The organism is Vibrio sp. DNB22_10_4 (assembly GCF_052879755.1).
Window position 1 is genome coordinate 605,729 of record NZ_JBNNXW010000001.1, and the last position, 11,953, is coordinate 617,681.

12 protein-coding genes are annotated in these 11,953 nt (G+C 45.9%); 7 read left to right on the forward strand and 5 right to left on the reverse strand.

Features of this window, described 5'->3' with window-relative positions; genetic code table 11:
* The first annotated feature begins 426 nt into the window (after positions 1-426).
* Positions 427-1,338 (forward strand): DnaJ C-terminal domain-containing protein, encoded by a 912-nt coding sequence (locus ACVA6Q_RS02475; RefSeq protein WP_446646393.1) that lies wholly within the window; start codon positions 427-429, stop codon positions 1,336-1,338.
* A 180-nt stretch (positions 1,339-1,518) separates the two neighbouring features.
* On the forward strand, positions 1,519-2,061 hold the full coding sequence (locus tag ACVA6Q_RS02480) for a glutathione peroxidase (RefSeq protein WP_446647164.1): 543 nt from the start codon (positions 1,519-1,521) through the stop codon (positions 2,059-2,061).
* 75 nt (positions 2,062-2,136) lie between these two features.
* Here ACVA6Q_RS02480 and ACVA6Q_RS02485 read toward each other — a convergent pair whose 3' ends face one another.
* Positions 2,137-3,267, reverse strand: coding sequence for an HlyD family secretion protein (locus tag ACVA6Q_RS02485; RefSeq protein ID WP_446646394.1), 1,131 nt, complete (start codon positions 3,265-3,267; stop codon positions 2,137-2,139).
* 3 nt (positions 3,268-3,270) lie between these two features.
* Positions 3,271-3,654 carry a DUF3302 domain-containing protein gene (locus ACVA6Q_RS02490; RefSeq protein WP_446646395.1) on the reverse strand — a complete coding sequence of 128 codons (384 nt, stop codon included), beginning with the start codon at positions 3,652-3,654 and terminating at the stop codon, positions 3,271-3,273.
* A 110-nt stretch (positions 3,655-3,764) separates the two neighbouring features.
* Between ACVA6Q_RS02490 and ACVA6Q_RS02495 the strand changes: the two genes are divergently transcribed.
* Positions 3,765-4,655 carry a DMT family transporter gene (locus tag ACVA6Q_RS02495; protein ID WP_446646396.1) on the forward strand — a complete coding sequence of 297 codons (891 nt, stop codon included), beginning with the start codon at positions 3,765-3,767 and terminating at the stop codon, positions 4,653-4,655.
* Positions 4,656-4,689: 34 nt separating this feature from the next.
* Here ACVA6Q_RS02495 and ACVA6Q_RS02500 read toward each other — a convergent pair whose 3' ends face one another.
* Positions 4,690-6,177: a transposase gene (locus ACVA6Q_RS02500; RefSeq protein WP_446646397.1), complete on the reverse strand. Its 1,488-nt coding sequence runs from the start codon at positions 6,175-6,177 to the stop codon at positions 4,690-4,692.
* 149 nt (positions 6,178-6,326) lie between these two features.
* Positions 6,327-7,037: a purine-nucleoside phosphorylase gene (gene deoD / locus ACVA6Q_RS02505; RefSeq protein WP_042495091.1), complete on the reverse strand. Its 711-nt coding sequence runs from the start codon at positions 7,035-7,037 to the stop codon at positions 6,327-6,329.
* Positions 7,038-7,384: 347 nt separating this feature from the next.
* On the opposite strand from deoD, the gene ACVA6Q_RS02510 reads away from it, so the two are divergent.
* From ACVA6Q_RS02510 to ACVA6Q_RS02525, 4 genes are read left to right on the forward strand one after another with little or no spacing between them, the layout of a single operon-like run.
* On the forward strand, positions 7,385-8,335 hold the full coding sequence (locus tag ACVA6Q_RS02510; protein ID WP_446646398.1) for a YbgA family protein: 951 nt from the start codon (positions 7,385-7,387) through the stop codon (positions 8,333-8,335).
* Positions 8,325-9,155 (forward strand): MerR family transcriptional regulator, encoded by an 831-nt coding sequence (locus ACVA6Q_RS02515; protein ID WP_446646399.1) that lies wholly within the window; start codon positions 8,325-8,327, stop codon positions 9,153-9,155. Before ACVA6Q_RS02510 ends, ACVA6Q_RS02515 begins: the two co-directional genes overlap by 11 nt.
* Positions 9,152-10,558, forward strand: a complete 1,407-nt coding sequence (gene phrB, locus ACVA6Q_RS02520) for a deoxyribodipyrimidine photo-lyase (RefSeq protein WP_446646400.1) — start codon at positions 9,152-9,154, stop codon at positions 10,556-10,558. The genes ACVA6Q_RS02515 and phrB overlap by 4 nt, the downstream gene beginning before the upstream one ends.
* Positions 10,558-11,469, forward strand: a complete 912-nt coding sequence (locus ACVA6Q_RS02525) for a L,D-transpeptidase family protein (RefSeq protein ID WP_446646401.1) — start codon at positions 10,558-10,560, stop codon at positions 11,467-11,469. Before phrB ends, ACVA6Q_RS02525 begins: the two co-directional genes overlap by 1 nt.
* Positions 11,470-11,572: 103 nt before the next feature.
* Here the strand turns inward: ACVA6Q_RS02525 and ACVA6Q_RS02530 are convergent, their stop codons facing one another.
* Entirely contained in the window at positions 11,573-11,821 is a 249-nt protein-coding gene (locus ACVA6Q_RS02530) for an Lpp/OprI family alanine-zipper lipoprotein (protein WP_042495096.1), read from the reverse strand.
* Between the last annotated feature and the right edge of the window lie 132 nt (positions 11,822-11,953).

An 11,953-nucleotide genomic window follows, 5' to 3' on the forward strand; every position in this document is an offset into this window, starting at 1 on the left:
CTAAAGTTTTATCAAAAGAGATAATCTTGATGTTCAATCACACTCCATTGAGGATGAGATGTAATTGAGAACTAGGTTATCTAGAAAATGGGGTAGGATTCAAACGCCAGTTCCGTTCTGCGTTGAATAAGTGAACTAGTAAAACTAAACACATTGTGTGACATCACGGTGACAGAGTTAGCCTCGATGTGGGGCTGTTTGAAACAGCGCCGTGCATGATAGTGGTTTATGCATGGTCATGCATCTCGCTTTATTGCTGACTGAGAATCTTGGTTGTTTGAATATTGGTTGGCTCTGCGGTGAGTAAGAGATTTAAGAAAAAGTTGAGTTATGGGCATAAATACATAAACTTATCGGAATTCAGGGCGTCGCGGAAACTCGAACGCCCTTTTTATGTTTGAGTAAGAGAGTGAGTGAGGTTTTAGCATGTCGAAAAGAGATTATTACAGCGTGCTAGGTGTCTCGAAAGGAGCCTCAGAAAAGGACATCAAAAAGGCCTATAAGCGCTTGGCGATGAAATACCATCCTGATAAAAATCCTGGAGACACTGCAGCAGAAGCGAGCTTTAAAGAAGTAAAAGAAGCTTACGAGGTGCTAACGGATACTAATAAACGTCGTCAGTATGACCAGTTTGGGCATGCGGCGTTTGAAGGTGGCGGTTTTGGTGGTCACGGCGGTCACGGTGGTCACGGTGGTGGCTTTGATGATATTTTCGGTGATGCATTTAGACAGCGTGGCGGCGGATTCGGCGGCGGTGGCTTTGGTGGTTTTGAGGACATTTTCTCTCAAGCTCGTGGCGGACGTGGCCGCCCCAGAGCCGAAAAAGGTCAAGATCAGGAATACACGTTAACCGTTGATTTTGTCGATGCGATTCAAGGTGCCGAAAAGGTAGTTGAACTGCCAATCAACGGTGAGAGCAAAAAGATCAATGTAAAAGTTCCGGTTGGCATTAAAGACGGAGAGAAGATCCGCTTCTCTGGAAAAGGTCGCCCAGGTATCAATGGTGGCCCAGCTGGTGACTTGCTATTGACCATCGCGACTCGTTCTCATGCTTTTCTTGAGCGTGATGGCAATGACCTTATCTGTTTGACCAAAGTTTCTATGGTCACGGCAGCTTTGGGCGGTGAAGTGGAAGTCAATGTGTTGGATAGCCGCTTTAAACTCAAAATTCCTGCTGGAACGCAATCAGGTCGAAAATTCAAAATGACCGGCCGTGGCGTGACGAGTCGTAAAGGTGAAACGGGTGACCTATTGGTAAAAATTCAGGTAGACACTCCGACGAATCTTACTGATAAGCAACGTGAACTGCTTGAGCAGTTCAAAGCAACGCTTGCATAACGAAAATGTTTCGCAGGATTCAAAACAGCCACGATACCGTGGCTGTTTTGCTATCTATGCGATAATACCTAGTCTACGACTAGAGACCAAACAGGCTTCTAAATAGCGCCCTCTTGGGGTTTGAACTATTCTTAACGTTACCCGTAAGAAAATGTTCGCAATAAGGAGGTGGCAATGAGCATGGTTTTTAAAGCACTTATACTCGGACTGTTATTTGGCCTTTTCGCCAAGGAAACACTGGCGAGTAGTTGTCCAACCCTCCTAGATTCTACTCAGCGAAAACTAAACTCGGCCGATACAGTGAGCCTGTGTGACGAATATCAAGGCAAAGTGTTGTTGGTAGTGAATACGGCCAGCCAATGTGGTTTTACCGGCCAATTCGAACAGCTAGAAAACCTGCATAATCAGTTCAAAGATCAGGGGTTTAGTGTTGTTGGTTTTCCTTCCAACGACTTCAATCAAGATAGAGGTAGCGAAGAGAATTCCGCCAAAGTATGTTATCTCGATTATGGCGTGACGTTTCCAATGATGGCGCGTAGCTCGGTAAAAGGTACTGACGTCAATCCAGTTTTCTCTGAAATCGCCAAGCAAAGCGGTGTCACTCCGAAATGGAATTTTTATAAATACTTAGTAGGGCGAGATGGCAATGTCGTCGGTGTGTTTTCGACAGGCACTTCTCCAACGGATGACAAAATCACCACTATGATCAAACAATACTTATGATCAAACAATACTTATGACGACCAATTCGATAGAAAAACGGCAACCGATTTGGTTGCCGTTTTTGATGGTGCTAACTTAGTGATCCAGGTAGAGGTAGTTTTGCCAGCTCTTCATTCGGATCAGTACCTTACGCATGATAGATACGTGGGTGAAACTATCAGAATACACCGCAATTTCTGCGTTAGAGCCTGTTGGTAGTACGTACTGACTCATATCATCTTCAATCACTAGCTTAACCATAGCGCGACCAGAGGTATTGAATGTTTGAGTGGTTCTTAACGTACCGCTTGCTTGAATTTGGCCTTCAGGGATGGTGGGCAGAACCTCGACAACTTTTCCTTTAAAGACTTTGCCCGGCAGTGCTCTAAACAGAAACTCCGCTTCAAAACCTGATTTAAGACGTTGCAGAGAGTTTTGTCTGAAAGCGCCCACATAAAAGTCTTGCTCAGTGTGAACAAAGGTCATAAGTGGTGCCAGTGGCAGCGGTACCGCCATCATACCCGGTCTAAGAGCTAGTTGAGTTACGTAGCCATCGGTCGGAGCAACAACGGTGGTTTCTCGCAGATTAAACTCGGCTTGAATCAGCTGAGCTTTCAGCTGAGCAACCATGGTGTTCTCACCGAAAATTTGCGATTCAAATGCAAGTCGAGCGCTCTCTTCTTGTGCTTGTGCCGCTTCAAGCGCAGCTTGGTTCGCTTTGAAGGTTTGTAGGCGAGTATCGACTTGTTGCTCAGTGAATGCACCTTTTTTGAAGCCTTGTTGATATCGATTGTACTCTCTTTCAGCTTTATCACGTTCGGCAAGCGCTTTAATGGTCTCTGATTGAGACGCTTTATAGTTGCTTTCTAGCTGCAGTACATCCTGCTCGGCATCGGCTAGGGCGGCTTTAGCTCGAATCACTTCTGCTTCAAAAGGGATAGGGTCGATACGAAACAGTACGTCGCCTTTGTTAAGTTTTTGGTTAGCTTCGACGTCAACCTCGACGACTTTACCGCGTACGCTCGAAACTATAGGCGTAGTGGAATAGAACTGGCCGCCAATTTGGCTAAACGGGTGGTTGTAGTTCATTAATAAAATCAATGTCCCAACTAGAACCACGCCACCTAACACGGCAGTCGGTACTGTCCATTTGTTGAGAGGGATCTTGAAGATCTTAAAGATAGCGATACATAGTGCGGCGTAGGTTAATACCAATAATAGATCCATAGGTTACTTCTCCTCTGCCTGGACTTGAGTGGCCGCCGCTTTCTCTTGAGCCTGCTTACCCTTGAGGTAGCTTACTTCATTCTTGAGTTCATCGACTTGGTCAATGAGCTTTTCTAAACGGTGATGCAAATCGTGCTGCTCTTCTTCGAGTTTATGGAAGCCCCAGCCACGCTCATTGCGCCATAGGGTTGCCCAGATCCACAAAAATGGCCAAATGGCGTGTAGTGTAAATAAGCTTACCCATCCTGCAACATGTATGGCATCCTGATGAGGATGATCTCGCTCTTTAGCGATCTCATAGGGGATGTCGTGAATGACGATGATTCCGTAAAACAGAACCAGGGCAACGAATACCAGTAGCCCTAAAGCAAAATAATCCAAAAACATAATGCATCCTTGGTGAAGAGTATTGAATCGCGTAATCAATTTACGTTGGTTAAGTATTTGTTGTAATTATGTATTATGCAATAGCAAACTGATAAATATTAGAGGGTTGAGTGCAATTTCTTGGTGAATTTGCAGCCATTGGTGCTGCAATTGTGTGGGCAGTCGCCACATGGATATACAGTCAGTTCAGTCATCACTTTTCTGCGATGCAGCTAAATATCATTAAGGGTATTTTGGCATCGGTAATGATGCTACTGGTGATGCCTTTCGTTCCTATGCCGGATGTGCAATTAGAGGCGAGCTATGTCTGGATACTCGGCATATCTGGCATCATAGGCATCGCGATTGGTGACAGTGCCTACTTTGCTTCACTGAAACGTATTGGTGCCAGCAAAACGCTATTGCTGGAATCATTAGCACCGCCGCTATCAGGTGTTCTTGCATTGGTGGCGCTTGGCACGGCGTTGGGGTTTCAGAGTTGGTTAGGCGTTATTATTACCACCATTGCGGTGACCACAGTCGTGTTTCAACCTGCCGATGAGCACAATCAAAAGGCGAATTTGTCAGGTATTGGTTTTGGATTGCTGGCCAGCGTGTGCCAGGCAAGTGGTGTTGTCATTTCCCATTTTGCGTTGGTGCAAGGAGACTTACCACCGTTATTGGGCGCTTTGATTCGTCTCACTATTGGTGTCGCAGCGGTGGCGTTATTGATTGGTTTTGTTGAGAAAAAACCGTACCGAAAGATGGTTGAGCAGAGCAAAGGTATGAGTCAGAAAAACTGGTGTTGGTTACTGGCGGCGATTTTTGTGGGGACATTCCTTGCCCTGTGGCTACAACAGGTTGCGCTTAAACATGCTAATCCCGCTATCGCACAAACTTTAATTGCCACCAGTCCATTGTTCATTCTGATTATCTATGCCATCCGTGGTGAGCCAATTTCACGTCGCAGTGTTGTCGGTACTCTATTTGCGCTCGCTGGGATTTCGCTGTTCTTTTTGTAGCGCTTGGTTGTAATACTTGCTTGTATCGAATTGCTTACTCAAGTAAGCAGCGAAGGGTCATCGGTGCCTCGGTGACCCCTAATCTTTGAGCGGCTGTTTGACCTTGCTTGTCTTGATAACACAGGTTGTGCCAAGCACGGAAAATATCCAGCAGTGGGTGGATCCCCGCAGGTCTTAACTTTCGTCTTGGTTCATTCACAAAGCTTTCAAACAGCAAGTGGAAACGGTCTTGATAAAAGGTGACTTGCTTGGTTGAGGCGGTTTGTAGCCAATAAGAGACATTCGGGTTATTGCCCGCTAGGTAACACACTCCTTTGCTTGCCCCTGAAGATTGATGAGTGACCGCCCAGCGATCGCGCCACCATCCCATCAGTACCACGTCAATAAGCTCGGATGACTGTGCATCTTGCCAATGTTCATCTTGCTCTACGTACATTAGCTCCACGTTACCGTATTGGATTTCACCCAGAAAAACAGTAAGCGCGGCAGAGCGCAGCACGGGATCTTGTGGCATGTATACCGTCACACGCTTGCTGTTTTCTCCAGACTCGCAGCTTAGTGATTCTAGAATCGATAAGTAGTGAGCATAAGACGTGTAGGGGGCTCTAATCAACGAGCCTACGGCAGGGTAATGAAACTTGGCAAAGTTACCTAGAGGATCTTCGACGTTACTGCGCGCAAGGATGTTTTGATAGGTAATATCAATTTGTCCTTTTAAATCGGTCGCGGTGGTATTGATCTCATGATTGGTCTCCGCACTGTAGTTTTTCGGGAGTACTTGCGTACCCGCTACGTAGGCATCGTGATCTTCTAGCGTATTTTCAGCATCGGCTGAGCTGTAGTTAGTATGTTGGCACAACACATAACCCGAATCGGCATCGCAGGTTGCAAACCAAAATACGCCGTTGTGGCTTTGTGGCTGCAATGGTCGATAGTGTGAGGCTAAATGAAAAGTATCAGTGTGTTTTATCCAACGACCATCAATATCCGCTAATTTACGACGGCAGCGACTGGCAATTTGATCGATATGATCGTAGAAAGTTTTTGGATTGATTTTCAGCTTTCGACAGATCTCGCGCACCGAGTATCCGGTAAACAGAAGCCCAAGTAACGATTCTTGGAAGCTTAGTTTCTTATTACTGCCCGACCATTTATCGACAAAGGTACCTTGGCAAGATTTACAGCGATACCGCTGGCGATCGCCACTAAACCCAAAAGAGTGATAACGATCTTTGTGAGTATGTACCGATAGGCCAAAGTGTTCGCATTGCGGATCTTTACACGAAGGGAGCCCTTCGTGATGATGCTGCTTCAATCGAGTCAGTTCATTGAGGACTTCTCGATTGTTAAGTAGGGGGGGAAACGCGCCACATTCGCGGCATACCATCGCTGGCCGTTTGGGGTTACGGTGCTGCAGGATATAGAGGTTTGCATCACTTTGTCCAAAATTGTCACACGCCAATGTTTTACAAAAATTGAGCTGTAACCCGTCCGCGGCCATCGGCAGTTTGCCTTCTGACACGTTCACCCCCTATGGTTTGGTGACATCAAGCCTTGAATATTGTTATAGGGCTCGATGAAGTGTTTAATTCGTTAGAAAACTATTCAGCTAGAAAGCGATTCAGTTAGAAAAAAGCCAGCTCACTTCAGGCTTGAGCTGGCTTTCTTGTTTTATAGGTTGATCGCTGTTTCTAGCGCAACGACCATCATATCGTTGAACGATTTTTGGCGATCTTCTGAGCTTAGTTTCTCACCACGGATGATGTGGTCAGATACCGTCAGTACCGTCAGAGCTTTTGCGCCAAGATCTGCAGCAACGCCGTAGATACCCGCCGCTTCCATATCGACACCTAGGATGCCAAGGTGCTTCATTTTGTCGAAGATATCTGCTTCTGGAGTGTAGAACAGGTCTGCCGAGAAGATGTTACCTACTTTAACCGGTACTTCTTTAATGCGTGCTTGCTTCACGGCTTCTTCTAGAAGACCGAAGTCAGCAATCGCAGCAAAATCGTGGTCATTGAATCGAATACGGTTCACTTTAGAGTCTGTTGACGCGCCCATACCGATCACAACATCCATTAGGTTTACGTCGTCACGTACCGCACCACAGCTGCCCACGCGAATTACGTTTTTAACGCCGTAATCTTTGATAAGTTCGTGAACGTAGATACAGCAAGAAGGGATGCCCATACCGTGACCCATCACTGACACTCGCTTGCCTTTATAGGTACCTGTGTAGCCAAACATGTTGCGAACGTCACACACTTTCTCTACGTCTTCTAAGAAAGTTTCTGCGATGTATTGTGCGCGAAGTGGATCGCCTGGCATTAGTACTGTCTCTGCGAAATCACCTGGTTTTGCATTGATATGAGGGGTTGCCATGGGGGTCGCTCCTAAAGTTTTAACTAATTATGTTGAACGCTATGTTCGTTGTTGGTGAGGATTTTAACTGGCCTAGCAAGGGCTCTGTGAGAGTTTAGTCACAAATTTGTCGGTAACGAACAGAAATTCGATTGATGATAACTAATTTTGTTGAAAGTGGCTGAGCAATCGATTTTATCGATGATTGAAAGTGGGGGAAATATTTGTCTCGTGAGTGAACCATTTGTCTGCGGCAACCATACAATTGTACAAAAGAAAATTTTGTATCACTTAAGAAAGTGATCTAAAACTTATACATAAGCGTATTTTGTACAATGTAAGCGACGGCAAGTTGTGAGGAAAGGACGATGAGCGAGAAAATTACCGTAGGGATCAGTTCCTGCCTATTAGGCGAAAAAGTGCGTTTCGATTCTGGTCATAAGCAGAGCACGTACGTCAACAAAGAACTTAGAGACTACTTTGACTTTGTTTCCGTCTGCCCAGAAGTAGGAATGGGCTTACCTGTACCAAGACCAACGATTCGATTGATGAGCAACGAAGAGCGTATTGCTCTTGTGGATACCAAAGATGCATCAAATGATCACACAGATGGCATGATGCGTTTTACTCGAGAAAAAGTCGCCGAGTTAGAAGATACAGAAATGTGTGGCTACATCGTTTGCGCCAAATCTCCAAGTTGTGGAATGGAGCGTGTGAAGGTTTACACTCGTGGTCATGCTCGAACCGATGGTGTTGGCTTATATACCGAGCACTTAATGAAAAAAATGCCTTGGCTGCCAGTTGAGGAAGATGGGCGACTTAACGATCCTGTATTGAAAGAGAACTTTGTAGCGCGAGTCTACAGCTTAAAGGATTTTTATGCGTCAATGGGTGGAGAGCCAACGCCAGGTAAAATCGTCGCTTTCCATTCTCGCTACAAGTTGACGCTCATGGCACACGATCCACAGTCTTATAAGAGTCTTGGACGTTTAGTTGCAAACCAGGCCGACTACCAGCCAGACGAATTTTATCAAGCCTATCGCCTAGGGTTGATGGAAGGATTGAAAAACCGCGCAAGCCGAAAAAATGTGACCAACGTGCTCATGCACATTCAAGGGTACTTCAAGCGCTCGCTCAATAAAGACGAGAAAGCGGAGTTGGCTCATGTCATCGACGACTACCGTACAGGATTGTTGCCGGTTTTGGCGCCATTGACGCTTCTTAAACATTACCTCAATGCTTACCCAGATGACTATTTGGCGCACCAGCAATTTTTGCAGCCCCACCCAGAGGAGATGCGTTTAAGATATGGCTTGTAGTAATACCTTGAGTAATACCTTGAGTAATACCATGTACGCGATCCGTGAAGTGGCGGATATTACGGGCGTTAAGCCCGTTACGCTTCGGGCTTGGCAACGACGGTACAACTTGATTCAACCACAGCGAACTGACAAAGGGCATCGTCTCTATACAGAGAAAGACGTTGAGCGTATTAACAATATCCAAAGCTGGCTCAGTAAAGGAGTCTCCATAGGTAAAGTTAAGGCGCTCATTGATTCCGATACATTGTCTCAAACCGATGTTGAAACCGAGCAGTTGGAAGAAGTTACGACGTTACTGGATGCCCTTGGCGCTTTAAGCAGTAACAAAGTCGACGTCATTATTGATACTGTGTTGAAAGAGTATCCTTTAGATGTGGTGGAGATGAAGTTTGTTATCCCAGTCCTTAACGCAACGGACTACTTGAAACTAAGCCCCAAAGCGATACAGCAGTCACTGTTTAAAACAGCGATGATTCAAAAGCTTGCCATCATGGCTAATGTAGAGCGCAAACGAAAACGCTCAACATCCACTTTGCTGGTGAGTATGGATGTCACCGGCAATCTATTTGCCTGGCTGAATTATGCACGGTTGTCTGAACAGGGCGTCAACGTCACCTTCATTGATGGGGTCGAAGATGTGTCGGCGCTTCAGCTGGATTCAGTGAATTTCGACTCGGTACATCTCTTTGCGGAGAAATCCTTGTCTGAAAAACAACTTGATGCAATTCGAGTGCAGCGCGAGCAGGATAAACCGGCTTGGTTACTGTCTCCAGTCATTGAGCACTTAATCAGTAACAATGCGGGTAAGCTGTCATGAAACTAATGCTGTTTAATCGTGATCTTAGAACCATTGATAATACAGCGCTCATCGCTGCTATTGATGGTGTCACACCTGTGGTTGCCTGTTTTATCGTTACGCCGCAGCAATGGGCTGAGCATGACCTTGCTCCTATCCAAGCCGATCTGATATTTAGACGTTTGAGAGAGCTTGAAAACGAGCTTAGTGCGCTGAACATACCTTTGATAGTGGCGAGTACAGATAACTTCGATGGAGCCAATCAGTGGCTTGTAGATCTCTGCACCAAACATAATATCGTTGATATCTACTTAAACCGAGATTACGAGTTCAATGAACGTCAGCGAGTAGAGCAACTAGAGTTGCTGGCGGCTAAAAATGGCATAAATGTGAATGCCTTTGATGACAAGTGCATGTTGTTGCCAGGTAGCGTTCTTAACAAACAAGGTGGTTACTTTAAAGTTTTCACGCCATTTAGAAAGGCATGGCAAAATCAGTTTTCAAGAGTTGAAGTTGTTAAGCCACCCGTCTCTGCACCATGCACTGCCGACTTTCATGGTTTAACTTCTTTGGAGGAATGCTTTACTTATCCAAGGCAAGATAGCCGTCAATATCATGTATCGACAGATTCAATATTGACCCGTTTGAGGCAGTTCTCTGATGAATCAGTACGCAATTATCACAATGAACGTGACATACCGGCGATTGATGGTACGAGTCAATTAAGCCCCTATCTAGCGATTGGCGCGTTGTCCGTGCGTCAATGCATAGCGCGCCTTTACTATGATGCCGAGGGTGAGCCTTTGTCTGAAGGGGCGCAAGTATGGCTCAGTGAGCTTATTTGGCGCGAGTTCTACCAACATCTCATCCACTTTGAACCAAAGCTGTCGAAGCATAAAGGCTATCTAGAGTGGGAGAAGGGGCTGCGCTGGCCTGGAGAGGATGGGTGGTTTGAACGTTGGTGTGAAGGAAAAACAGGCTATCCGATCGTAGATGCGGCGATGCAGCAGCTTAACCAGACAGGTTGGATGCACAATAGACTGCGAATGATTGTCGCGAGCTTTTTGACCAAAGACCTCAACATCGATTGGCGTCGAGGTGAGCGTTACTTTATGAGCAAACTGGTGGATGGCGACTTCGCAGCGAATAACGGCGGATGGCAGTGGTGTGCGTCGACAGGGTGTGATGGACAGCCTTATTTTCGGATTTTTAATCCCATCACCCAAGGTGAGCGATTCGATACCCAAGGGGAATTTATTCGCACTTGGCTGCCTGAGCTTCGTGATGTGCCTAACAAATTTATCCATAAGCCATGGATGTGGCCGCACTTCGATGGTGTGGCATATCCGGCACCAATAGTTGATCATAAGACGCAAAGAGAGATAACCTTAGCACTATACAAAGAAGCTAAGGATCAATATTGATGTTACGTAAGACCTTACTGGCAGCTTGCTTAGGATTTTCTCAGTGGTTAAGCGCAGCGACTTTTGAGCTTCCAACCGATGGTAGTAATATGGTTGGAACACTCCAGTACCACAGTGTTGAAGCGGGCGAGACCATGTCTGACATTGCCAAGCGTTACGATGTAGGCTTTTTGTCACTGATGGCCGCCAACAAAGGCGTCGACCCATTTTTGCCATCCGAAGGCTACGTATTGACGATACCGTCTCAGGCCATTCTGCCTGAGGTGGATTACGAAGGTATCGTGATCAATTTGGCTGAATTACGTCTGTATTACTTTGAGCCGGACAAGAATTTGGTGCACATTTTCCCTGTGGGTATTGGGCGTATAGGTCAAGACACCCCTGAAATGACCACTACGATCAGTCAATTGCGTGAGAACCCAACCTGGACACCACCCACTTCTATCCGTAAAGACTACTTAGCTAAAGGGGTTGAACTTCCGGATGTTGTGCCGGCAGGTCCCGAAAATCCGCTCGGTGATTACGCAATGCGTCTTGCCTACGGTACAGGTAGTTATTTGATTCACGGTACCAACAAAGACTTCGGCATTGGACTTCGTGTGAGTGCTGGCTGTATTCGAATGGATCCTAAAGATATCGATTGGCTGTTCTATCAAGTGAAGCTTGGCACTAAAGTTCAAGTGATTGACGAGCCAATCAAAATAGCGCTTGAGCCGGATAGAAGCGTCTTTATCGAGGCTCATGAACCACTTACCCGTAGCGACGGCACCAAAAAAGCGATGGAACTTCCTCAAGAGCTAACATGGTGGCTAGAAGAGTACGGGATCCGAGATCAAATTGCTCGTGCGGCGGTATTGGCTCAGAACGGCGTGCCTATTGAGGTGGTGCCAGCGATGGATGACCTAGAGTAACGGTATCTTGAGCGACCGATATAATGCGGTTGCTCACTGTAAAGCAGATATAAAAAAACGCCCACGATATCGTGGGCGTTTTTCATTGTCTTAAGCTAGCATCTTACTTAGTGTAAGATTGAGCGATGTTGTCGATACGCTCGTTTGCACGTTCAGCTTCTTCTTGAGCTGCCATTGCATTTTTGTTGCCTGCTTGTACTTCGTTTTTAAGCGCTTGAACGTCTGCACTTAGCTGGCTAACTTGGTTGCTTAGGTCATCCATTTTTGCTGTTGTTGCTTCATCTGGACCAGACGCACAACCTGCAAGTAGTAAAACTGACGATGCTGCAGCTGCAATTAAAACTTTCTTCATTATAAGCTCCTTCAGGATTAGTATTTAGAACAGCCCTGCAACGTGAATGTTCGCATAAAGGCTATTTCTGAGTTTAGTGCCTAATTTTAAGAACGCAAATTATTTAAAAGTCAGAAAAACCAAAAAATTACG